This window comes from Streptomyces lothianensis (genome assembly GCF_047779955.1).
Classification (GTDB): Bacteria; Actinomycetota; Actinomycetes; order Streptomycetales; family Streptomycetaceae; genus Streptomyces.
Genome location: NZ_JBLMKT010000027.1, coordinates 88080 through 112123, shown reverse-complemented (window position 1 = coordinate 112123; position 24044 = coordinate 88080). Strand labels below are relative to the sequence as shown.

Sequence of the window (24044 nt, the reverse complement as noted above, 5' to 3'; positions counted from 1 at the left end):
TCAGACTTCGATCGCACCGAGCTGCTGCAGCAGGCCGAGGTCGTCCAGGTTCCACCAGGTCTCCGCGATCTTGCCGCCCTCGCACCGGAAGGTCGCGTGACCGGTCCCCGAGAACTCCCGGCCGGTGGGCTCCATGTCCTGGTACGGGCCCACATGGCGCCCCGTGAACGATATCCGCGCGCAGACCGTGTCGCCCTCGGCCACCAGACTGTCGATGGTGACCACCGATTCGAATGCCGCTGCCATCTCCGCGTTCTCAGCCTTGGCCTGCGCGAGCCCCAGGTCGTACGACGACATGGCCGGGTCGTGCTCCCGGTAGTCCTCGGTACACAGTGCGTCCGCCGCGTCGATGTTTCTCGCATTGACCACATCCTCGAAGAAGCTGCGGACCATGATCTTGTTCAGCTGCTCGTCCCGCACGACGTCGAGATCGGTGAAGGAAGGCTCGCCCTGGCACAGGGCCACCATCTCCCGGAAGATCCGGTCGGTCTCGGGCAGGTTCGAGTTCTTCATCGCCTCCTCGTACGAGGGAAACTCCACGATCTCGACCACGTGAGTGGAGTCGGCGCGGTCCCGCCCCACGATCGAGTGGGTGGCTGTGCGCTTGCCCTGAGTGGCTACGACCCAGTCGTCCATCAACCGGTTCAGCTCTTCGGGACTGCTCGTCTTGCAGTCGATGACCTGCATGAATGTCATGACGCCTCCCAGCGTCGAAGACTCCGGGACACTTCCAGGCCAGGCCAGGCCAGGCCAGGCCTGGGCGAGGGGTCAATTCCAGGCTAGGCCTGGGCGAGGTGAGCGGCCAGTCGTGGCGCGGGCGGCAGGTCTCCTGAAGCCCTGCTCTCCTGAAGCCCTGCGCCGCCGTCACGGCAGAAGGGCCGCACGCCTGCTGTCGCGAGGGGTGCGGCCCTTCTGGCCGTCCGTCCGGGCTACTGCTTCGGCCAGCCGCCGTACGGCACGGTCAGGATCTCCAGCGCATGCCCCGACGGATCGAGGAAGTAGACACCCTTCCCGCCGTCGTTGGTGTTGTACTCACCGGGATGACGCCGGTGCGGATCCGCCCAGTGCTCCATGCCGCGCTCGGAAATCTTCCGGTACGCGGCATCGAAGACGTCCTCCGAGACGAGGAACGCGTAGTGCTGCAGCGGCGTCTGTCCATCGGGGGTCTCGGCGAAATCGAGCGTCACGCCGTTGTCGAGTACGACGGGGACGAACGGCCCCCAAGGGGCGCCGACTTCGAGACCGAGGAGCTCCGCGAGGAACTCGGCGGACTCCCGTGCGTCCTTCGACGCGATGATGGTGTGGTTGAACTGCACTGACAAGGTTGAATGCCTCCAAGGCAAACTCCGGCACCTCCATGCCTCACCCAGACGGTGACCGACACGCGATGCTGCCCGGAAGCCTAGGTGGCAGGCAGGGAACCTGTCGAAGCCTTTTCAGCCAGTTTGCTCCTCTTCCTGCTCCTACTCCTCCTGCTCCTCCTTCTTGTTCTCCTCCTTCTCCTCCGGCACGCAGGTGATCTCGTTCCGTGGCGTGTAATGCGTACGGAAGGTCTTGCGCCCGACCTCCTTTCCGTCGTTCACCAGCACCCGGTCGACCTCGACGTCGAAGCCCACGTACGGCGGCTGCGGCACGCACTTCTCGCCCTTGCCCTCGATCTTCTCGGGCTGGGTGATGTTGGTGCGCGGGCCCTTCACCGCCTTCACCTCGTCGTACTTCTTCGTGCCGAGGAAGGTGATGGTGACGGTGGTGTCCGTGGCGGAGGCCTGTACGTAGATGGCGTTCCCCGAGTCGTTCTGCCAGCGCAGATCGAGCGTGCCCCACGCGACGGTGGCCTCGCGGCCCTCGGGATAGCGTTCGATGTAGAACGAGTGCGCTCCGTACTCCACCGGCTTGACCCCGGCGAAGAACATCGCGTTGAACATGGTCGTCGCCACGGCGGAGACTCCGCCGCCGGGCGCGCTGTAGTAGCGCCCGTTCAGGATCATGGTCCCGTCGGTGAAGCCGTTCTCCTTGGTGCGCTCACCGACCGTACGGTTGAACGACCACTCCTCGCCGTCCTTCACCAGCGAACCGTTGATCAGCTCGGCGGCCCGGCCGATGTTGACGGTGCGATACGGAGCCGCGTCGAACTCCACGGTGAACGTCGACACCTGCTCCTCGATCCCGAGCGCCTCGACGCTCCGGGAGGTCAGCTCGGGCTCCGTGTTTACGGTGGCCACGGTTCCGCTGCGTGCGGCCGCACCCTCCTTGGTGAGCAGCGGCAGCACGGCCTTCTGAAGGGCACCGGGCTTCACCTCACGCCCGGGCCTGCCCTCCTCCGCGACGACGACCTTCCCGCCGGCCTCGACCCGGAGCTTCGCGTCCACGGGCGGGCCGGTCGCCTCCTCGAGCTGCCCCGCCACCTCGGAATCCTTCATCAGCCCTTGGGCGTCCAGCTCCGGCGTGAGCCTGCCCTGCTCATCCGCGACGAGACTGAGATGCCGTCCCAGAGCGGCAGGCGTCATCCGGATCTCGCTGTCGCCTACGGAGAGAGTGACGGGACCGGACATCGCGGGCCCGGCGAACTGCTCGACGGCGCGCCGCACTTCGGCCGCACCGACCTTCGGTTCGGTCTCCGTGCCCGGCAACCGCACCGCCCCCTCGGCCGGAAACGCCGAACCCAAGGCGTCGACCGAACCCTCGACGTCCAACTCGATCCCGGTCCGTGCCTGCGTGACCTCAGGCTTCCCTTCCTCGAAGCCGACAGCCCCGTCCCGCGCGCTCCGGTCGTACTCCTGTGCCAGCGCACTGACCGCGGCCTCGGCCTTGCCCTCGTCCACCCGAACCACGGGCTCGATCTCACGCCCCCGGTCTCCGAACAGCCCGGCGATCACCGCCACCGGATTCGCCTCGCTCCCCTCCGCCTGTGCGACGGTCGCGGCGGCATCGACGCTCAGCCCGGCCTCACCTGGATCGATCTCGGCGACCTGATCCCCGATCCGTACGTCCAGCGGCGCCGCCCACGCCTCCCCGCGCTCCTCCACCAGCCGCTCCCGCGCCTCCCCGGCGCTGAGCCCACCCAGCGGCACGCCCTCGACGGTGGTCCCGTCCGGTATCCCGTCCCCTTCGGCCACCAGCCCGGCCACATACAGCCCGCCCAGCACGACGACCGCACCCCCTGCGGCGTAGAGCACGGGCCGCCGTATTCGCCCCCGTCCCGGACGCCGCGAGCCGGAATCCGGCCCCTTCTCGGGGGCGGGCTCGGGCTCGGGCTCGGGCTCGGGACCGGGTTCGGGGGCCTGGGGGAAGTCCGGGTGCGACACAGGGAGCTCCTTGGGGCCGACAACTCGGAACCGGGATTATTCACCCTATAAGCGGCACTCCTGTCTGTCGCGCCGACCGCCTCGCCCTCGCTGTCGCCTGCCCGCCCCTATTCACCGGGGATGCGAACAGACCAGCGTGCCCGCTCGTACGCGTCCCCCGGAGCGGTCCCGATCCTGAGCGGCCCGTGGCCGCTCGCATCGTCGACCCGGAGGGTGTACTCGACTTCGATGGCGGTGTCCGGCGGTATGGCCTCGAGGGTCCTGGGACTGTGCCAGTCCATCGGCAGGCTCTTTTCCTGGTCGGATGCCACGATGCTCAGGTGATCCGGCGTTACGGGACGGTCGCCGGTGTTGCGGAAGGTGATGACCATCCGCACGGTGAAGTCCTTCTTCAGCCAGCGCGCCCGCGAGACGGTCACCTGGAGCCCGTCGTCGTAGGTGACCGTGGTTCCCTCCTTCGCCATCGATCCGTCGCAGGGCGGTCCACAGCCGATGTTCCGGTCCGGCGCCAGATACAGCACCAGGAGGAAGAGGAGGAGCGGGACGCCGAGGATCGCCCCGAGGATGCCCCAGGTCCGTGCAACGTCATTTCTCTGTGTTGGTATGCCCGCCAACGAACTGCTCCTCCCGTGCAGTTGAACACCGACGCCCCTGGGTGCGTCGGTTGGCACGACTGTACGGTCGGTTCGCCCGGTGGTCGTCTCAGGCCCTGGTGTCGGCGCGAGGTACGGGCCGGGTCGGAGTGTCGAGCCGGTGGAGTGTCGAGCCGGATGAGTCGGCGCCGGGCGGCAGGGCTCACGCCGAAGTGCTTCCGGCTGGGCCGGTCGTGCTCGACGTACAGCCGGTGCGCGGCCCCCACCGCGTCCCACAGCAGCAGGGCCCCCGGCTTGCTGTGCCCAGCCGTCGTCGGCACGTGCCCACGCCCCATCGGCACGCCACAGTTCTACGGCGATGACGCTGCCGTCTTCGTCATGCTCGGATCCCCGTCACGATGTCGGGCGCGACGAGAGCCACCTGGAAGCAGTCATCCCCGCAGCCCGGTAGGTTGCCGGCGTGATCGCATGGGTACACCAAGGGGCCAAGTGTACGGCGGCATCAATGGTTCCAGGTTTGCTGATGGGATGTTCCGGGCGGCACCGCGGATCTACCGTCCGGCGCTGGTTTCCCGGAGCGCCGTGTGCCCCCCGAGGTCTCAACTCAGGAAAGACTGGCGCCCAAACTTGCCTTTGATCTTGCCCACTTGAAGGGGAGTGGACTATACCTGTCGGCGTCCGAGCTTCCCGCGGATGCGGATGCGGGTGCGAGGCGGGAGTGGGAAAGGTGCGGTAAGGGCCCAGAACCTTCAGGCGTCAACAATTCACCCACTTCAACAGATCCATCAGCACTTGGAGCTTCATCTGTTCGCGGGCGCCAGTGGATTCCACTGCACCGCCTGAGTCCAGGAGGGAGCGAGGACTTGAGTACGGGATCCACGCTCGGCGTGTTCCACGCGGAGACCCACTCGAAGCCGCGCTCGCAGGCAGGTGCGGTCAGCGCATCGCCGACCTGGCCCAGAAGGCCGACCACGCAGTGAATTCCACGAAGATCGAATCGATCAGTGAGGATGCAGAGATGACGACTCGTATGGGGTCTTTCGACAGGCGGGCCTTCCTGCGCGGGGCGATCGCCGCAGCCGCCGCGGCATCGATGGCGACCGCCTGTGGCTCTCCCTCCTCCGGGGGCAACGGCGACGGTGGCCCGAAGGGTGAGAAGTCGGCCAAGAACCCGTTCGGCGTCGCCAAGAACTCCAAGGTCGAGGCGGCCATCTTCGACGGCGGCTACGGCGTCGACTACGTCGAGTTCGTCAACACGCTCATCGGGTCCCAGGTCGCCGGGGTCAAGGTCGACGTCAACCCGGTCGTCGACATCGGCCCGCAGCTCCAGCCCCGCTTCGTCGGGGGCAACCCGCCGGACCTCATCGACAACTCCGGCGAGGACCAGATCGGCTTCCTGGGCATTCTCGACCAGCTCGAGGAGCTCGACGACGTCTTCGAGGCCAACACCTACGAGGGCAAGAAGATCGCCGACATCGTCTACCCCGGCGTCAAGGCCCCCGGCACCTTCAAGGACAAGTTCGTCGCACTCAACTATGTGATGACGGTGTACGGAGTCTGGTACTCCAAGACCCTGTTCGAGGCGAACGGCTGGACCCCGCCGAAGACGTGGGACGAGGCGATCGACCTCGGCCAGGCGGCGAAGAAGAAGGGCAAGTACCTCTTCGTCCACGGCAAGGAGGCGGCGACCTACTACCGGACGCTCCTGATCGACTCGGCGATCAAGGAGGGCGGTGACGAGGTCCGGCTCGCGCTGGAGAACCTGGAGAAGGGCTGCTGGTCGCATCCGGCGATCCAGGGAGTCATCAAGGCCATGGAGACCATGGTCAAGGAGAAGATGTTCGTCCCCGGCGGCTCCGGCACGCAGTTCCAGAAGGCGCAGGCGATCTGGAGCAACGACCAGAAGGCGCTGCTCTACCCGTCCGGTGGATGGATCGAGAACGAGATGAAGGACGCCACCAAGGCCGACTTCCAGATGACCGGTTTCCCGTCGATGACGCTCACGGACAAGTCGAAGCTCCCTTACGGGGCGCTCCGCGCGGCCGCGGGCGAGCCGTTCATCGTTCCCAAGCAGGGCAAGAACCCGGCCGGCGGCAAGGAGGTCCTGCGGGCGATGCTGTCCGCGGAGGCGGCCGCCAACTTCTCCAGGACGAAGCTGGCCCCGACGATCGTCAAGGGGACCGTGCCCGCCGACGGCTACGGCTCCACAGCCCTCGTCTCGCAGACGACGATGCTCGAGGCCGCGGGCGAGAGCATCTTCAACTACAAGTTCGTCGAGACCTACGGCATGAACACCGACCAGCTGGTGCCGTGGAACTCGTTCCTCTCCGGCGACATCGACGGCAAGGGCCTGACCTCGGCCCTCCAGAAGATCTCCGACAAGATCCGGGAAGACGACTCCATCGAGAAGATCAAGGTCAGCTAGCAGCGCGATGAGTGACACGATCACCAAAACCGAACCCGCGAGCGGCCGGCTCGAGTCGGCCGCTCGCGGGGGGCGCCTCCGGCGCCGCAAGCTCACCTTCGACCGGGTGACGTTCTTCCTCGCGTTCCTCGGCATACCCCTGGCCGTCTTCGTCACCTTCGTCCTGATGCCGTTCGTCCAGGCGATCTACTGGGCGATGACGGACTGGCGCGGCTTCAGCCCGGAGTACAACTTCGTCGGCTTCGACAACTTCATCAAGATGTTCCAGGACGACATCTTCCTGAAGGCGTTGCGCAACGTCGTGCTCCTCGCGGCCGTCGTTCCGCTGGTGACGCTGACGCTCGCCCTCGGTGTCGCGGTGGCCATCACCCTGGGCGGGCCGAGCAAGGGACCCGTCCGGGGGATCCGCGCAGCGTCGTTCTACCGGATCATCTCGTTCTTCCCCTACGTCGTGCCGGCGATCATCGTCGGCCTGATCTGGGCGCAGATGTTCGACCCGAACGCGGGACTGCTCAACGGCTTCCTCACCACGGTCGGTCTCGACGGCTTCGAGTCGTTCGCCTGGCTGGGCGAGCAGGCCACCGCCATGCCGTCCCTGATGTTCGTCTTCGTCTGGGGGCTCGTCGGGTTCTACGCGGTGCTCTTCATCGCCGCGATCAAGGGAGTTCCCGGAGAGCTGTACGAAGCGGCCAGGATCGACGGGGCCGGGCGCCTGCGGACCACGATCTCGGTCACCCTGCCGGCGATCCGGGACAGTGTGCAGACGGCGTACATCTACCTGGGCATCGCCGCGCTCGACGCGTTCGTCTACGTCCAGGCGATGCTGCCGGGCGGCGGTCCCGGCAACTCGACCCTGACGATCAGTCAGCGGCTGTACAACGTCGCTTTCGCGAAGCAGCAGTTCGGATACGCCACCGCGATGGGTGTCGTCCTCGCCGCCGTCACCCTGGTGTTCGCGGCGCTGGTGTTCGCCGTCAACCGGCTGACCGGCGGTGGCGAGAGAAATGAGAACGCGCGTGGGTCCAAGGCTCGGCGTGCCGAAGCCAAGGGAGGTGCTCGGTGAGCAGCGCCGTAGCCGCCGACCGGAAACTGGTCAGAGTCACCGCGAGCAGCGACCGCAGGTTCGCTGCGCTCTCGCACACCTTGCTGGTCATCTGGTCCGTGATCGTGATCGTGCCCATGCTGTGGGTACTGATGTCGTCGTTCAAGTCGACCGGAGAGATCCTCTCGTCGCCGTTCTCGCTCCCGGACCACTGGAGGTTCGAGAACTACGCGAACGCGTGGACGGACGCGAACATCGGGAAGTACTTCCTGAACTCGGTGATCGTAGTCGTCAGCGCCCTGTTCCTGGTCATGCTGCTCGGCTCCATGTGCGCCTACATCCTGGCCCGGTTCCAGTTCCCCGGACGCCGGCTGATCTACTACACGATGCTGGCCGGACTGACCTTCCCGGTCTTCCTGGCGATCGTGCCGCTGTTCTTCCAGCTGCAGAACTTCGGGCTGCTGAACACACGCCTGGGGCTGATCCTCACCTACGTCGCGTTCGCGCTGCCGTTCACGGTGTTCTTCCTCTACTCGTTCTTCCGGTCGCTGCCGCATGACGTCTATGAGGCCGCGCTGATCGACGGTGCCGGTGACTGGCGGGCGTTCTTCCAGGTCATGCTGCCGATGGCCAGTCCAGGGATGGCCGCGGTGGCGATCTTCAACTTCCTGGGGCTGTGGAACCAGTTCCTGCTGCCTGTGGCGCTCAACACCGACCAGGACATGTGGGTCCTGACCCAGGGCATGGCCGCCTACGCGTCCTCGCAGGTCTACGACGTCGACTACGGCGCGCTGTTCGCGGCGATCGTGGTCACGGTGGTGCCCGTCCTGCTCGTATACGGCATCTTCCAGCGCCGGATCGCCGGTTCGGTGTCACAGGGCACCTTCCGCTGACACCTGCTGTCCGACTGCCCGCAGAGGCCGACCTTGTCGCCCTCTGCGGGCAGTCGCGTTTCAGGAGCCGCGGCCGTGGCCGCAGCGGAGTGTTCCCTCTCGCTTTTATCTCAAGGGCTTGACGTGGGATGACCCCTCGGGCTCAGCTTAGAGTTCATAAGTTGGAGAGAGTCGGGGGGCTGCAATGACGCCGCGGCCCCGGCAAGGAGGTCGTCGTGCAGACTCCGGGGTCGCAGTCGTCGCTGCACCGGGCCAATCTCGAGCGGGTCGTGCGGGCCGTGCGGATGGCAGGCTCACTCACGCAGGCGGAGATCGCCAGGACGACGGGCCTTTCCGCGGCCACGGTCTCCAATATCGTGCGCGAGCTCAAAGACGGCGGAACCGTCGAGGTCACGCCCACATCTGCGGGCGGCCGCCGCGCCCGCAGCGTCTCGCTCAGCGGCGACGCGGGTCTGGTCGTCGGGGTCGATTTCGGGCATACGCATCTGCGCGTCGCCATCGGCAACCTCGCCCACCAGGTGCTCGCCGAGGAATCCGAGCCGCTCGACGTGGACGCCTCGTCCGCCCAGGGCTTCGACCGGGCGGAAGCCCTGGTCGGCAGGCTGATCGAGGCAACCGGCGTGGACCGCGCGAAGGTGGCGGGCGTCGGCCTGGGCGTCCCCGGCCCCATCGACGTGGAGTCCGGCACCCTCGGCTCGACCTCGATCCTGCCGGGCTGGCAGGGCATCGCCCCCGCCCAGGAGCTGTCCGAGCGCCTCGGTGTGCCCGTCTCCGTCGACAACGACGCGAACCTGGGCGCGCTCGGCGAGCTGGTCTGGGGGAGCGGACGCGGGGTCAAGGACCTCGCGTACATCAAGGTCGCCGGCGGGGTCGGTGCCGGGCTCGTGATCAACGGGGAGATCTACCGCGGCCCCGGCGGCACCGCCGGCGAGATCGGGCACATCACGCTCGACGAGTCCGGACCGGTCTGCCGCTGCGGCAACCGCGGCTGCCTGGAGACCTTCGCCGCCGCCCGCTACGTACTGCCGCTGCTGCACTCGACGCACGGCCCGGACCTGACCATGGACAAGGTGGTCGCGCTCGCCCGCGAGGGCGATCCGGGCTGCCGACGCGTCATCTCGGATGTGGGGCGGCACATCGGCAGCGGGGTCGCCAACCTCTGCAATCTGCTGAACCCCTCACGGGTCGTGCTGGGCGGCGACCTCGCCGAGTCCGGCGAGCTGGTCCTCACCCCCATCCGCGAGTCGGTGGGGCGCTACGCCATTCCCAGCGCCGCCCGTCAACTCTCCGTACTTCCCGGGGCGCTGGGCGGCCGTGCGGAGGTGCTTGGGGCGCTCGCGCTCGCGCTCAGCGAGGTGGGCGACTCGACCCTGATCGCACCCTCCGTGCCGCCCGTACCCTCCGCACCGACTTCGGCGGGCGAGGGCGAGCTGCCCCAGGCGCCGACCCCTGTCTTCACTTAGAGAACGAATGGCACCGTTGTCATCTCGTTAAGTATTTACTCCTTGACGCTGACAACGGGGCCGAGTTGACTCACTGCCACCTCGGCCGCAACGACGCGGCCTCGTCAGGGAGGCACCCTTCATGAACGCAATGACGCGCCGCGTCGTCATAGGTACGGCCGCGGTATCCATGACCCTCGCCCTCGCCGCCTGCGGCAAGGCCGGCGATGGCGACGACGCCGGTGACAAGGGCGGGGACGGCAAGACCATCGGTCTGCTGCTCCCCGAGTCCAAGACCACCCGCTACGAGTCCTTCGACAAGCCGCTGATCGAGAAGAAGGTCAAGGAACTCTGCGGCGAGTGCAAGATCGACTACAAGAACGCCGGCGAGAACGTCTCCACCCAGAAGCAGCAGTTCGACGACCTGGTCGCTTCCGGCGTCAAGGTCATCATCCTCGACTCGGTCGACTCCGGCGCCACCAAGGAGTGGGTGAAGGCCGCGGACGCCAAGGGCATCAAGGTCGTCGCCTACGACCGTCTCGCCGAGGGCCCGGTCTCCGCCTACGTCTCGTTCGACAACGAGAAGATCGGCCGGCTGCAGGGCGAAGGCATCGTCAAGGCACTGGGCGACAAGGCGAAGGACGCCAACGTCGTCATGATCAACGGCAAGGAGTCCGACCCGAACGCGGGCCTGTTCAAGAAGGGCGCCCACTCGGTGCTCGACGAGCAGGTCGGCAAGGTCGTATACGAGCAGACCGGTGAGTGGGATCCGGCCAAGGCCGGTCAAGCGATGGGCACCGCCATCACCCAGCTCGGCAAGGACGGCTTCGACGCGGTCTACTCCGCCAACGACGGCATGGCCGGCGGCATCATCGCCGCGCTCGATTCGGCCGGCATCACGGGCAAGCCGGTCGGCGGTCAGGACGCCGAACTCGCCGGTATCCAGCGGATCCTGAAGGGCACCCAGGCCTTCACGATCTACAAGCCGTACAAGCCCGAGGCCGACCTCACCGCCGAGATCGCGGTCAAGCTGCTCAAGGGCGAGGCGATCGACTCCCTGACCACCGGCACGATCGACAGCCCCAGTGACAAGGGCATCCCGGCCGCGCTGATCGACGCCCAGGTCATCACCAAGGCCAACATCAAGGACACCGTCATCGCGGACGAGCTGTACAAGGTCTCCGAGATCTGCACGGCGGACTTCAAGCAGGCCTGCGCGGACGCCGGCATCAGCTAGCACGCGCCCAGGACGCCCGGTCCCGGGGCGGTCGGCCCGCGAGGCGACCGGCCCCCGGATCGGCCGCCCGGCCGGACCAGTACGGCGGCCCCGGTCCCGGAATCAACCCCGCTGCGGGGCCGGGTCCGCCGTACGCACCCCCTCCTTCGCCCCGCTGCCGCCGCACGCGGCAGCCGGCCCGCAGCGCGCGCACAGGCCCAAGCCGGCGCCCGACTGCCCCCTCAACCCGCACGATTCATCCGGCCGTACGCTGCCGAGCAGCGCGTACGAGCCGAGGGAGATGGTTCAACATGTCCGCTGCGCCCGTACTGGCGTTGCGCGGCGTCTCCAAGCGCTTCGGTGCTGTACAGGCGCTCACCGACGTCGAACTCGAGGTCCATGCCGGGAAGGTGGTCGCCCTCGTCGGTGACAACGGCGCCGGCAAGTCGACCCTGGTCAAGACCATCGCCGGGGTGCACCCGGTGGACGAAGGCGTCATCGAGTGGGGCGGCAGGCCCGTCTCCATCCAGCGCCCGCACGACGCCCAGGAACTGGGCATCGCGACCGTTTACCAGGACCTCGCCCTGTGCGACAACCTGGACGTCGTCGCGAACCTGTTCCTCGGCCGCGAGCTGGGCCGCGCCAAGGTGCTCGACGAAGTCGCGATGGAGAAGCGCGCCAAGGAACTGCTCGACACCCTGTCGATCCGTATCCCCAGCGTCCGTATTCCGATCGCCTCGCTCTCCGGCGGCCAGCGCCAGGTCGTGGCCATCGCCCGCGCCCTGGTCGGCGACCCCGAACTCGTCATCCTCGACGAGCCCACCGCCGCCCTCGGCGTCGAGCAGACCGCGCAGGTCCTCGACCTCGTCGAGCGGCTGCGCGAGCGCGGCCACGCGGTCATCCTCATCAGCCACAACATGGCCGATGTGAAGGCCGTGGCCGACGAGGTTGCAGTGCTGCGGCTCGGCCGCAACAACGGGGTGTTCCCGGTGGCGGGAACCAGCCAGGAAGAGATCATCGCCGCGATCACCGGCGCCACGGACAACGCCGTGACCCGTCGCAAGGCGCGCAGCGCGGAGGCAGCGAAGTGAGCAACCTCGACAAGGACAAGGCCACGAGGGACGCCGAGGCCACCGTCCCCGCACAGCAGACGACCACCGCCGAACCGAATGCGGCCACCGCCGAACCCAATGCGGCCACCGCCGGATCGAAGACGCCCACCGCCACGGCACAGACCGGCGGCAACGGCGCCGCCCCCGGGGCCGACCCCGCCGTCGACCCCCGCCTGCTCGTCCGCGAGCAGGGCTTCGCCGGCTACCTGGGCGAGTTCAAGCGCAAGATACGCGGCGGCGAACTCGGTGCCGTTCCGGTGGTCTGCGGCCTCATCATCATCTGGGGCATCTTCGAGTTCACCACCGGGCGCTTCCTCGACCCGAACAACCTCTCCAACATCTCCCAGTACATCGTCGGCCCCGGCCTGATCTCCGTCGGCATCGTGTTCGTGCTGCTGCTCGGGGAGATCGATCTGTCGGTCGGGTCGGTTGCGGGTGTGACCGCGGCGATCAGCTCGGTGCTCGCGATCAAGCAAGGCGTGAACGAGGGGCTCGCGGTGCTGCTGGGCCTGCTCGCGGCCGCCGCGATCGGCGCTGTCCACGGCTTCTTCTTCGCCAAGATCGGCGTACCGGCCTTCGTGGTGACGCTGGCCGGCATGCTCGGCTGGCAGGGCCTGCAACTGCACGTCCTCGGCGACACCCTCAGCCTGAACAACCTCTCCGACGGCGTCGTCCACACGCTGAACAACTACTACTTCGAGGACATCGCCGTCGCGTACGGCCTGGCCGCCGTCGGCGCGGCCGGGATCCTCCTCACCGCGCTGCGTGAGCGAGCCCGCCGCAAGGCCGTGGACCTGCCGCACCGGCAGATGCCCGAGATCGTGCTGCGCACGGGCGTGCTCTCCGCCGTGCTGTTCGCGGCCGCCTGGGTCTACAACCAGTACAAGGGCCTGCCGCTCGGCATCACGATCTTCGTCGGCATCGTCGTCCTCGCCAGCTATGTGCTGCGCCGCACCAACTACGGCCGGCAGGTCTTCGCGGTCGGCGGCGGCATCGAGGCCGCACGCCGTGCCGGTATCAACGTGGCCTGGATCCGGATCTCCGTCTTCACCACCTCCGGCTTCCTCGCGGGCCTCGGCGGCCTCTTCGTCGCCTCGCAGTCCGGTGTGGCCGACTCCACGCTCGGCGGCGGCAACACCCTGCCGCTGGTGATCGCGGCGGCCGTGATCGGCGGCACCAGCCTCTTCGGTGGCCGCGGTACGCCCTGGTCGGCGCTGCTCGGCATCCTGGTGATCCAGTCGATCATCACGGGCCTGTACATGAACGGCAGCTCCAGCCAGGCCATGCAGTACATGATCACGGGCGCGGTGCTGCTCGGCGCGGTCGTGCTCGACTCGGTCTCCCGCCGTACGCAGAAGTCCTCCGGTCGCGCCTAACGACCTGCCTGCCGGAGCCCGGCGCCCGATGCGGGTGCCGGGCTCCGGTGCGTCCATATGGTCACCCGTCCTCCGAACGGGTGACACACCCGGCGGCGCCATCCGCGAGCGGAACATTAGACTCGACAGACCCGGCAACGCTCGAACAGCTCTGCCGAACCGAATAACACGCTAGGAGGCACGGGTGGGCTTGCTGACCCGTATCAAGGGGCCGCGCGACCTGGACCGGCTCAGCCATGAGCAGCTGGACCAGCTGGCCGCCGAGATCCGGACCTTCCTCGTCGACGCGGTCTCCAAGACCGGCGGCCACCTCGGTCCGAACCTCGGAGTCGTCGAGCTCACCATCGCTCTGCACCGCGTCTTCGAATCCCCCAGGGACAGGGTGCTGCTCGACACCGGCCACCAGAGCTATGTGCACAAGCTGCTCACCGGCCGCCAGGACTTCTCGAAGCTGCGCGCCAAGGGCGGCCTCTCCGGCTACCCCTCGCGAGCCGAGTCCGAGCACGACGTCATCGAGAACAGCCACGCCTCCACCGTCCTCGGCTGGGCGGACGGCCTCGCCAAGGCCAACCAGGTGCTCGGCAAGGACGACCACGTCGTCGCGGTGATCGGTGACGGCGCGCTCACCGGCGGCATGGCCTGGGAGGCGCTGAACAACATCGCCGCCGCCAAGGACCGCCCGCTCGTGATCGTCGTCAACGACAACGAGCGTTCGTACGCCCCCACCATCGGCGGCCTCGCGGACCACCTCGCGACCCTGCGGACGACGGACGGCTACGAGCGTTTCCTCTCCCGTACGAAGGAAGTACTGGAGAAGACCCCCGTCGTCGGCCGCCCGCTCTACGAGACGCTGCACGGCGCCAAGAAGGGCCTGAAGGACTTCATCGCCCCGCAGGGCATGTTCGAGGACCTCGGCCTCAAGTACGTCGGACCGATCGACGGGCACGACATCCAGGCCCTCGAATCGGCGCTGCAGCGCGCCAAGCGCTTCGGCGGCCCGGTGATCGTGCACTGCCTCACCGAGAAGGGCCGCGGCTACCAGCCCGCCGTCCAGGACGAGGCCGACCGCTTTCACGCCGTCGGCGTCATTCACCCCGACACCGGGCTGCCGGTCGCCGCCTCCGGGGCCGACTGGACCAGCGTCTTCGGCGACGAGATGGTCGAGCTGGGCCGGGAGCGCAAGGACATCGTGGCGATCACCGCCGCGATGCTGCAGCCGGTCGGTCTGAAGAAGTTCGAGAAGGCCTTCCCGGACCGGATCTTCGACGTGGGCATCGCCGAGCAGCACGGCGCGGTCTCCGCCGCCGGGCTCGCCACCGGCGGACTGCACCCGGTCTTCGCCGTGTACGCGACCTTCCTCAACCGCGCCTTCGACCAGCTCCTCATGGACGTGGCCCTGCACAAGTGCGGCGTCACCTTCGTGCTCGACCGGGCCGGTGTCACCGGAACGGACGGTGCCTCGCACAACGGCATGTGGGACATGTCGATCCTGCAGTGCGTGCCGGGCCTCAGGCTCGCCGCGCCCCGCGATGCCCAGCAGCTGCGCGCGCAGCTGCGCGAGGCCGTCGACGTCGACGACGCGCCGACCGTGGTGCGCTTCTCCAAGGGCCTGGTCGGCCCGGCCGTGCCCGAGGTGGGCAAGGTCGGCGGCATGGACCTGCTGCGCGAGGCGGGCACGGACCGGCCGGACGTCCTGCTCGTCTCCGTGGGCGCCCTGGCACCCATGTGCCTGGAGATCGCCGACCTCCTCGACAAGCAGGGCATCTCCACCACCGTGGTCGACCCCCGCTGGGTCAAGCCCGTCGACGAGGCGCTCGCCCCGCTCGCCGAGCGGCACCGCGTCGTCGTCACCGTCGAGGACAACGGCCGGGCGGGCGGCGTCGGCTCCGCCATCGCCCAGGCGCTGCGCGACGCGGGCGTCGACGTGCCGCTGCGCGACTTCGGCATCCCGCCGCGCTTCCTCGACCACGCCTCCCGCAAGGAGGTCATGGCCGAGATCGGGCTGACCGCGCCGGATGTCGCCCGCCAGGTCACCGGGCTCGTCTCCAAGCTGGACGGCCGCTTCGAAAGCCGTACGGCCCCGGCCGCGGAGCCTGCGCGCGACTGACCGCGACCACACGGCCCCGTATGTCCCGCTCCGTGAAGACGCGGGGGACATACGGGGCCGTACGCGTGGACCGCTCACGCTCAGTACACGGCCCGCGGCCCCACACACCGCGCCCCCGACGCAGCCACCCGGCTGCGCAGTTCCCGGTCCGCGGTGACCACCACACAGGCGCCGCCCGCCTCGGCGGCCAGCTCCACCATCCGGTCGTCCCCACTGCCGGGCGCCTCGTCCACCCGTACCCCCGGCACCGACTCGACGCCACGCGCCTTGCCCTCGACGACCAGCACGATGTCGAGCGGCCCGTCGAACTCGCCCGGCACACCCTCCTCGGCGTACGCAACCAGCGCGTCCCGCAGCCGCTCGGCGGCGGCCCTGCGGTCGCGCCACCAGCCGTCGGGGCGGGAGCCGACGACGTTCGCGCCGTCGACGATCAGAAGCAGGGCGGATCGCATCCGGACAGCCTCCCACAGCCGGTCCGGACAGCCGCCCACCGCCCGGACCCAGCGCCGTGCCCACCGCCTGGCCCAAGCCCCGTGCCCACCGCCCGGACCCAGCCCCGTGCCCACCGCCCGGACCCAGCCCCGCGGCCCCGGTCCGGACCGCCGCCCACCGCCCGAGGGAACGCAGACGGGCCCGCACCGGAGCGACTCCGGTGCGGGCCCGCCGTGGGCTCAGGTGATCACGCCGGTACGGACGCGACCCCCGGGGCCAGGAACTTCTTGCCGTTGACGCGCTCCGAGACGCCCTCGCGGTCCAGGTACGGCGTGATGCCGCCCAGGTGGAAGGGCCAGCCGGCACCGGTGATCAGGCACAGGTCGATGTCCTGGGCCTCGGCCACCACGTTCTCGTCGAGCATGAGGCCGATCTCCTGGGCCACCGCGTCCAGGACGCGGTCGCGGACCTGCTCCTCGGTGAGGACGGAGTCGCCCTGCACGAGCAGCGCCGCCACCTCGGGGTCCAGCTCCGGCGTGCCGGAGTCGTAGACGTAGAAGCCGCGCTTGCCGGCCTTGACGACGGCCGCCAGGTTCGGGGAGACCTTGAAGCGGTCCGGGAAGGCGCCGTTCAGCGTCTCCGAGACGTGCAGGCCGATCGCCGGGCCGACCAGTTCGAGCAGGACCAGCGGGGACATCGGCAGGCCGAGCGGCTCGACGGCCTTCTCGGCGACGGCGACCGGGGTGCCCTCGTCGATCACGTTCTGGATCTCGCCCATGAAACGGGTCAGGATGCGGTTGACGACGAACGCCGGGGCGTCCTTCACCAGGACCGCGGTCTTCTTCAGCTTCTTGGCGACACCGAAGGCGGTGGCCAGCGAGGCCTCGTCGGTCTGCTCGCCCTTGACGATCTCCAGGAGCGGAAGGACCGCGACCGGGTTGAAGAAGTGGAAGCCCACCACGCGCTCGGGGTGCTTCAGCTTCGAGGCCATCTCGGAGACGGAGAGCGAGGAGGTGTTCGTCGCGAGGATCGCGTGCGCCGGGGCGACGGCCTCGACCTCGGCGAAGACCTGCTGCTTGACCGACATCTCCTCGAAGACCGCTTCGATGACGAAGTCGGCGTCCGCGAAGCCCTCGGCCTTGTCCAGGACACCGCTGACCAGGCCCTTGAGGCGGTTCGCCTTGTCCTGGTTGATACGGCCCTTGCCGAGCAGCTTGTCGATCTCGGCGTGGACGTAGCCGACGCCCTTGTCGATGCGCTCCTGGTCGATGTCGGTCAGGACGACCGGCACTTCGAGGCGGCGCAGGAAGAGCAGCGCGAGCTGCGAGGCCATCAGGCCCGCACCCACGACGCCGACCTTGGTGACCGGGCGGGCCAGGTCCTTGGACGGGGCACCCGCGGGGCGCTTGCCGCGCTTCTGCACCAGGTTGAAGGCGTAGATGCCGGAGCGCAGCTCGCCGCCCATGATGAGGTCGGCGAGCGCCTGGTCCTCGGCGTCGAAGCCGGCCTGCAGGTCACCGGACTTGGCGGCCTCGATGATGTCGAGCGCGCGGTAGGCGGCCGGGGCGGCGCCGTGCACCTTGCTGTCCGCGATGAAACGGCCGTGCGCGACGGCCTGGTCCCAGGCCTCGCCACGGTCGATCTCGGGGCGCTCGACCGTGACATCGCCCTTGAGGACGGAAGCGGTCCAGAGCAGCGACTGCTCCAGGAAGTCCGCGCCCTCGAAGATCGCGTCCGCGATGCCGAGCTCGAAGACCTGCTTGCCCTTGAGCTGGCGGTTCTGGTTGAGCGAGTTCTCGATGATGACCGAGACGGCCTTCTGCGGGCCGATCAGGTTCGGGAGCAGCGCGCAGCCGCCCCAGCCCGGGACCAGACCGAGGAAGACCTCGGGCAGCGAGAAGGCCGGGATGGCCTTCGAGACGGTGCGGTACGTGCAGTGCAGACCCGCCTCTACACCGCCGCCCATCGCCGCGCCGTTGTAGTAGGCGAAGGTCGGGACCGCGAGGGCCGAGAGGCGCTTGAAGACGTCGTGGCCGCCCTTGCCGATGGCCAGCGCGTCCTCGTGCGTCTTGAGCAGCTCGACGCCCTTGAGGTCGGCTCCGACGGCGAAGATGAACGGCTTGCCGGTCAGACCGGCACCGACGATCTCGCCGGCCGCGGCCTCCTTCTCGACCTGGTCGACGGCGGCGTTCAGGTTCGCCAGCGACTGCGGGCCGAAGGTGGTCGGCTTGGTGTGGTCCAGGCCGTTGTCAAGGGTGATGAGGGCGAAGCGGCCCGCACCGTACGGCAGTTCGAGGTGCCGTACGTGCGCCTGCGTGACGACCTCGTCCGGGAAGAGCGCCGCGGCACCCTTCAGAAGCTCGGTGGTGCTCACTTGCCCTCCCAGTTGGGGTTCTCCCAGATGACGGTCGCGCCCATGCCGAAGCCGACGCACATGGTGGTGAGGCCGTACCGCACCTGCGGCTGGTCCTCGAACTGCTTCGCCAGCTGCGTCATCAGACGCACACCGGAGGAGGCGAGCGGGTGGCCGAAGGCGATCGCGCCGCCGAACTGGTTGACGCGCGCGTCGTCGTCGGCGATGCCGTAGTGCTCCAGGAAGGCGAGCACCTGCACGGCGAAGGCCTCGTTGATCTCGAACAGGCCGATGTCGTCGATGGACAGACCGGCCTGCGCGAGCGCCTTCTCGGTGGCGGGGATCGGGCCGTAGCCCATGACCTCCGGCTCGACGCCCGCGAAGGCGTACGAGACGAGGCGCATCTTGACCGGGAGGTCGTGCTCCCGGGCGAAGTCCTCGGAGGCGATGAGCGAGGCGGTGGCGCCGTCGTTCAGACCGGCGGCGTTACCGGCGGTGACCCGGCCGTGCGTACGGAACGGGGTCTTCAGGCCGGACAGGTTCTCCAGCGTGGTGCCCGGGCGCATCGGCTCGTCCGCGGTGACCAGGCCCCAGCCGGTCTCGCCGACGTCCGGGTTGGTGTTGCGCACCGAGATCGGCACCAGGTCCTGCTGGATCTTGCCGTCGGCGTACGCCTTGGCGGCCTTCTCCTGCGAGCGGACCGCGTACTCGTCGGCGCGCTGCTTGGTGATGCTCGGGTAGCGGTCGTGCAGGTTCTCGGCGGTCATGCCCATGAACAGGGCGGACTCGTCGACCAGCTTCTCGCTGACGAAGCGCGGGTTCGGGTCGACGCCCTCACCCATGGGGTGACGGCCCATGTGCTCGACACCGCCGGCGATGGCGGCGTCGTACGCGCCGAAGGCGATGGAGCCGGCGGCGGTGGTGACGGCGGTCAGGGCGCCGGCGCACATGCGGTCGATCGAGTAACCGGGCACGGACTGCGGCAGCCCGGCGAGGATTCCGGCGGTGCGGCCGATGGTCAGGCCCTGGTCGCCGATCTGCGTGGTGGCGGCGATGGCGACCTCGTCGACCTTCGCCGGGTCCAGGTTCGGGTTGCGGCGCAGCAGCTCCCGGATGGCCTTCACGACGAGATCGTCGGCGCGGGTCTCGTGGTAGATGCCCTTCGGGCCCGCCTTGCCGAACGGGGTGCGGACGCCGTCTACGAAGACGACTTCCTTGACGGTACGAGGCACGATGGCTCTCCTCCAGGGGGTGCGGGATCGCTGCGTACGCACGCGGCTGAGCGCGCGCTCACCTCTACATGCTACTTGTCGGTAACCAATGGCGACAGTGGGAGGGGGCGGAGCGGTGAAGGTCACATCCTGTGAGGGTGTGGATCGGGGCCCGATGCGGTGGGCAACGGGCCCCGGTGGGGCGGGGTGGGGTGGGGGCGCGTGGGTTGCGGTGGGGTCGCCTCCGGCGGGGGTGCGCCTCCGGTGGGGGTGCCGCTGTGCCCACCCGTGCCGCCCTGCGGCACGACTGCCCACAGCTGGGCGGGGGAGGGGTGGCGTGACTGCCCACGGCTGGGGGTGGGAGGGGGCGTGACTGCCAACGGCTGGGTGGGTGGGCTGGCTAGGGGGTCAGGGCCGTTACCAGGAGAGGCGTCACCTGGGCCACCTGCCAGGGGCGTGCGCCGTGCGCGAAAAGCACCGCGGCGACCGACTCCGGGTCGGGGTTCGCCGGGGGCTCCCAGCACAGGCGGCGGACCGTGTCCGGGGTGATGAGGTTCTCCTGGGGCATGTTCAGGCGTTCCGCCAGGGACATCACCGCGGCACGCGCCGCCGAGAGGCGGGCCGCGGCGGCCGGGTCGCGGTCGGCCCAGGAGCGCGGCGGCGGGGGGCCGGCCGAGGGCTGACCGGGCTGCGGGAGATCGGACTCGGGCAGCGCCTTCGCCCGGTCCACCGCGGACTGCCACTGTTCGAGCTGCCGCCGGCTCATCCGGTGCCCGAACCCGTTCAGCCTGCCGAGCGCCTGCACGTTCACCGGCAGCGCGAGCGCCGCCTCGACGATGGCCGCGTCCCCGAGCACCTTCCCGGGCGAGACGTCGCGCCGCTGCGCGATCCGGTCCCGTACGTTCCACAACTCCCGCACGGCCGCCATCTGCCGGCGCTTGCGCACCTTGTGCATACCGGACGTGCGCCGCCACGGATCCTTGCGCGGCTGCGCGGGCGGAGCCGAGGCGATCGCATGGAACTCCTCGTGGGCCCAGTCCAGCTTGCCCTGCCGGTCGAGCTCCTTCTCCAGCGCGTCGCGCAGGTCCACGAGCAGTTCGACATCGAGCGCGGCGTAACGCAGCCACGGTTCGGGCAGCGGCCGGGTCGACCAGTCGACCGCCGAGTGCCCCTTCTCGAGTACGAAGCCGAGTACCGATTCGACCATCGCGCCGAGGCCGACCCGCGGGAAACCCGCGAGGCGTCCGGCCAGCTCGGTGTCGAAGATGCGCTCCGGGAGCATGCCTATCTCGCGCAGGCACGGCAGATCCTGGCTCGCGGCGTGCAGCACCCATTCCGCATCGCCGATCGCCGCGCCGAGCCCTGAGAGGTCGGGGCAGGCGACGGGGTCGATGAGAGCGGAGCCCGCGCCGGTCCGGCGCAGCTGGACGAGGTACGCGCGCTGCCCGTAGCGGTAGCCGGAGGCGCGCTCGGCGTCGACCGCGACGGCACCGGTGCCGGCGGCGAAAGCGGAGACCACCTCGGCGAGCGAGGCGGCGTCGGCGATCACCGGCGGAATGCCGTCACGGGGTTCGAGCAGGGGGGTCGGCGGCGCTTCGTCAAGAGCGACGTCGTCCGGAGGGGCGCCTCCGGTGGTTCGCAGTGAGCTGTCGAGCGGGGAGCTGTCTTCTGCGGTCTCTTGAGCGTCGGTCACTTGTTAAGGGTATCCGTGGATGAACGGCGCCCGCCGACGGAACGTTCCGTCGGCGGGCGCGGAAATGGGACGATACGGGATCAGTGGATGATTCCGGTGCGCAGAGCCACCGCGACCATCCCGGCACGGTCACCCGTGCCGAGCTTGCGGGCGATCCGCGCGAGGTGGCTCTTCACGGTGAGCGCGGACAGGCCCATCGAGACGCCGATCGCCTTGTTGGACTGGCCCTCCGCCACCAGCCGCAGCACCTCGACCTCACGTCCCGACAGCTCGCGGTAGCCGCCCGGGTGGCTCGGGGCACCCGGGGGGCGGCGGTGCATCCGGGAGGCGGCCGCACCGATCTGTGCGGCTCCGTGCCGGGTCGGCATGCCGATGTTGGTGCGGGTGCCGGTGACGACGTAGCCCTTCACGCCGCCCGCGAGGGCGTTGCGCACGGCTCCGATGTCATCGGCCGCCGACAGGGCGAGCCCGTTGGGCCAGCCCGCGGCGCGGGTTTCGGAGAGCAGGGTCAGGCCCGAACCATCGGGCAGGTGGACATCGGCGACGCAGATGTCGCGCGGGTTGCCGATGCGGGGACGGGCCTCGGCGATCGAGGACGCCTCGATGACGTCGCGTACTCCGAGCGCCCAGAGGTGACGGGTGACGGTGGATCGGACGCGCGGGTCCGCCACGACGACCATGGCGGTCGGCTTGTTCGGGCGGTAGGCGACCAGGCTTGCGGGCTGCTCGAGGAGAACGGACACCAGGCCTCCTGGGTGCGGGACGGGGGGAGCCGGCTGCGGGGAAGAAGCCGGGCGAACCGTGCTTTCAGGGTCACGTTCGTCTTCGGCAGCCAGGAGGTCCGCCTTTAGCGAATGATCACGTACGAGTGAAAGCGGGACGATTCGTGCGGGTGTCCGTTGGATCGGGGGAAAGGCGCAGGGCTGGATCGAAGGAAGGGCGCAGGGCTGGATCGGGGGAAGGCGCAGAGCTCGATCGCGGAAGGGCGCGGAGCTCGGTCAGCGTGACTGCGGCCCGCGCCGCTGCGGCAGCGAGACCACCGACGAGTCCGGTGTCTGCGTCGGCGGCAGGCCCGCGACCTGACACAGCAGATCGCACCATCCGGCCAGGTGGGAGGCCGTGTCCGGTACGCCGCCCATGCCCTCGCGCGGGGTCCACGAGGCGCGGATCTCGATCTGCGAGGCAGGCGGGCGCTGTGCGAGGCCGCCGAAGTAGTGGGAGCCGGCGCGGGTGACCGTGCCGCTCGGTTCGCCGTACGTCAGCGAGCGGGCCTGCAGCGCACCGGTCAGCCAGGACCAGCAGACCTCCGGCAGCAGCGGGTCCGCGGCCATCTCCGGTTCGAGTTCCGCGCGGACCAGCGTCACCAGGCGGAAGGTGCCGTGCCAGGCCTCGTGGCCCGCCGGGTCGTGCAGCAGCACGAGCCGGCCGTCCGCCAGGTCCTCGCCGTCCTGGACCACGGCCGCCTCCAGCGCGTACGCGTACGGCGCCAGCTTCTTCGGGGCGGGTACCTGCTCGATCTCGATCTCCGGCCGCAGCCGTGCCCCCCGGAGTGCCTCCGTGGCCGCACGGAACGGGAGCGGTACGGCATGCGCCGCGCTCGCCTCCGTACTGTCCATCCCCTCAGCACCTTCCGACAGTCGTCCCTGCGCCGCAGCCATGCGGGGAAGGTTAAGGGGAACGGAGCGTTCGCGCAGTCCAAGACACTCGGGCCGGGCCGGGCACTTCGCAAGCCTGCGCCGAACGCAGGCTTCTCGGGGCACATGGGAGACTCTGCGGTGTGAGTGCCATGGACAGCCCCGAGGGCAAGAAGAGCCAGACGTACGATTCCGCCTTCCTGAAGGCCTGCCGCCGGGAGGCCGTGCCGCACACCCCGGTGTGGTTCATGCGCCAGGCCGGGCGCTCACTTCCGGAGTACCGCAAGGTGCGCGAGGGCACCGCGATGCTCGAATCGTGCATGATGCCGGAGCTCGTCACCGAGATCACCCTGCAGCCGGTGCGGCGGCACGGCGTCGACGCCGCGATCTACTTCAGCGACATCGTGGTGCCGCTCAAGGCCATCGGCATCGACCTGGACATCAAGCCCGGCATCGGCCCGGTCGTCGAGCAGCCGATCCGTACGCGCGCCGACCTCGCGCGGCTGCGGGACCTCACGCCCGAGGACGTCTCGTACGTCACCGAGGCGATCGGGATGCTGACCGCGGAGCTCGGCGAGACGCCGCTGATCGGCTTCGCGGGCGCGCCCTTCACTCTCGCCAGCTACCTCGTCGAGGGCGGCCCCTCGCGCAACCACGAGCACACCAAGGCCCTGATGTACGGGGACCCGCAGCTGTGGGCCGATCTCCTCGACCGGCTCGCCGAGATCACCGGCGCCTTCCTGAAGGTGCAGATCGAGGCGGGCGCGAGCGCCGTGCAGCTCTTCGACTCGTGGGTCGGCGCGCTCTCGCCCGCCGACTACCGGGCGCAGGTCATGCCGGCCTCCGCGAAGGTCTTCGACGCGGTCTCCTCCTACGGTGTGCCGCGCATCCACTTCGGTGTCGGTACCGGTGAGCTGCTCGGGCTGCTCGGCGAGGCCGGTGCGGATGTCGTCGGTGTCGACTGGCGGGTGCCGCTGGACGAGGCCGCGCGCCGGGTCGGCCCCGGCAAGGCGCTGCAGGGGAACCTGGACCCGGCGGTCCTCTTCTCCACGACCGAGGCCGTCGAGGCCCGCACCCGTCAGGTGCTCGATGCGGCCGCCGGGCTCGAAGGCCACATCTTCAACCTCGGCCACGGCGTCCTGCCGACCACCGACCCGGACGCGCTGACCCGGCTCGTGGAGTACGTGCACACGCAGACCGCGCGCTGACA

19 protein-coding genes are annotated in these 24044 nt (G+C 69.3%); 9 read left to right on the top strand and 10 right to left on the bottom strand.

What is annotated here, in order from left to right:
* From ACLF6P_RS07585 to ACLF6P_RS07570, 4 genes are all read right to left on the bottom strand, one after another.
* Positions 1-696 (bottom strand): ester cyclase, encoded by a 696-nt coding sequence (locus ACLF6P_RS07585; RefSeq protein WP_415949063.1) that lies wholly within the window; start codon positions 694-696, stop codon positions 1-3.
* A 233-nt stretch (positions 697-929) separates the two neighbouring features.
* Positions 930-1322: a VOC family protein gene (locus ACLF6P_RS07580; protein ID WP_415949062.1), complete on the bottom strand. Its 393-nt coding sequence runs from the start codon at positions 1320-1322 to the stop codon at positions 930-932.
* Positions 1323-1463: 141 nt separating this feature from the next.
* Complete coding sequence (locus ACLF6P_RS07575; protein WP_415949155.1) at positions 1464-3176, bottom strand: VanW family protein; 1713 nt, start codon at positions 3174-3176, stop codon at positions 1464-1466.
* 236 nt (positions 3177-3412) lie between these two features.
* On the bottom strand, positions 3413-3919 hold the full coding sequence (locus tag ACLF6P_RS07570; protein ID WP_415949061.1) for a hypothetical protein: 507 nt from the start codon (positions 3917-3919) through the stop codon (positions 3413-3415).
* A gap of 997 nt (positions 3920-4916) precedes the next feature.
* On the opposite strand from ACLF6P_RS07570, the gene ngcE reads away from it, so the two are divergent.
* The 8 genes from ngcE to dxs all read left to right on the top strand — a co-directional run bounded on the left by ngcE (position 4917) and on the right by dxs (position 15511).
* Entirely contained in the window at positions 4917-6323 is a 1407-nt protein-coding gene (gene ngcE / locus ACLF6P_RS07565) for an N-acetylglucosamine/diacetylchitobiose ABC transporter substrate-binding protein (protein ID WP_415949060.1), read from the top strand.
* Positions 6324-6330: 7 nt separating this feature from the next.
* Positions 6331-7386 carry a carbohydrate ABC transporter permease gene (locus ACLF6P_RS07560; RefSeq protein ID WP_415949059.1) on the top strand — a complete coding sequence of 352 codons (1056 nt, stop codon included), beginning with the start codon at positions 6331-6333 and terminating at the stop codon, positions 7384-7386.
* Complete coding sequence (locus ACLF6P_RS07555) at positions 7383-8258, top strand: carbohydrate ABC transporter permease (RefSeq protein WP_415949058.1); 876 nt, start codon at positions 7383-7385, stop codon at positions 8256-8258. The genes ACLF6P_RS07560 and ACLF6P_RS07555 overlap by 4 nt, the downstream gene beginning before the upstream one ends.
* A 215-nt stretch (positions 8259-8473) precedes the next feature.
* Positions 8474-9721 carry an ROK family transcriptional regulator gene (locus ACLF6P_RS07550; RefSeq protein WP_415949057.1) on the top strand — a complete coding sequence of 416 codons (1248 nt, stop codon included), beginning with the start codon at positions 8474-8476 and terminating at the stop codon, positions 9719-9721.
* 121 nt (positions 9722-9842) lie between these two features.
* Entirely contained in the window at positions 9843-10937 is a 1095-nt protein-coding gene (locus ACLF6P_RS07545; protein WP_415949056.1) for a substrate-binding domain-containing protein, read from the top strand.
* 290 nt (positions 10938-11227) lie between these two features.
* On the top strand, positions 11228-12007 hold the full coding sequence (locus ACLF6P_RS07540; protein ID WP_415949055.1) for an ATP-binding cassette domain-containing protein: 780 nt from the start codon (positions 11228-11230) through the stop codon (positions 12005-12007).
* Positions 12004-13404, top strand: a complete 1401-nt coding sequence (locus ACLF6P_RS07535; protein WP_415949054.1) for a sugar ABC transporter permease — start codon at positions 12004-12006, stop codon at positions 13402-13404. The genes ACLF6P_RS07540 and ACLF6P_RS07535 overlap by 4 nt, the downstream gene beginning before the upstream one ends.
* A 184-nt stretch (positions 13405-13588) precedes the next feature.
* Entirely contained in the window at positions 13589-15511 is a 1923-nt protein-coding gene (gene dxs / locus ACLF6P_RS07530; RefSeq protein WP_415949053.1) for a 1-deoxy-D-xylulose-5-phosphate synthase, read from the top strand.
* Between the two features lie 80 nt (positions 15512-15591).
* Here the strand turns inward: dxs and ACLF6P_RS07525 are convergent, their stop codons facing one another.
* From ACLF6P_RS07525 to ACLF6P_RS07500, 6 genes are all read right to left on the bottom strand, one after another.
* Complete coding sequence (locus tag ACLF6P_RS07525) at positions 15592-15963, bottom strand: PIN domain-containing protein (RefSeq protein ID WP_415949052.1); 372 nt, start codon at positions 15961-15963, stop codon at positions 15592-15594.
* 227 nt (positions 15964-16190) lie between these two features.
* Positions 16191-18317, bottom strand: coding sequence for a 3-hydroxyacyl-CoA dehydrogenase NAD-binding domain-containing protein (locus ACLF6P_RS07520; RefSeq protein WP_415949051.1), 2127 nt, complete (start codon positions 18315-18317; stop codon positions 16191-16193).
* Complete coding sequence (locus tag ACLF6P_RS07515) at positions 18314-19528, bottom strand: thiolase family protein (protein WP_415949050.1); 1215 nt, start codon at positions 19526-19528, stop codon at positions 18314-18316. Before ACLF6P_RS07515 ends, ACLF6P_RS07520 begins: the two co-directional genes overlap by 4 nt.
* A gap of 379 nt (positions 19529-19907) precedes the next feature.
* A complete protein-coding gene (locus ACLF6P_RS07510) occupies positions 19908-21200 on the bottom strand; it encodes an HRDC domain-containing protein (RefSeq protein ID WP_415949049.1) in 1293 nt (430 codons plus the stop codon).
* 80 nt (positions 21201-21280) lie between these two features.
* On the bottom strand, positions 21281-21943 hold the full coding sequence (locus ACLF6P_RS07505; protein ID WP_415949048.1) for a helix-turn-helix transcriptional regulator: 663 nt from the start codon (positions 21941-21943) through the stop codon (positions 21281-21283).
* Positions 21944-22198: 255 nt separating this feature from the next.
* On the bottom strand, positions 22199-22858 hold the full coding sequence (locus ACLF6P_RS07500) for a DUF3000 domain-containing protein (RefSeq protein ID WP_415949047.1): 660 nt from the start codon (positions 22856-22858) through the stop codon (positions 22199-22201).
* A gap of 119 nt (positions 22859-22977) precedes the next feature.
* Between ACLF6P_RS07500 and hemE the strand changes: the two genes are divergently transcribed.
* A complete protein-coding gene (hemE, locus tag ACLF6P_RS07495; RefSeq protein WP_415949046.1) occupies positions 22978-24042 on the top strand; it encodes a uroporphyrinogen decarboxylase in 1065 nt (354 codons plus the stop codon).
* Positions 24043-24044 lie beyond the last annotated feature (2 nt).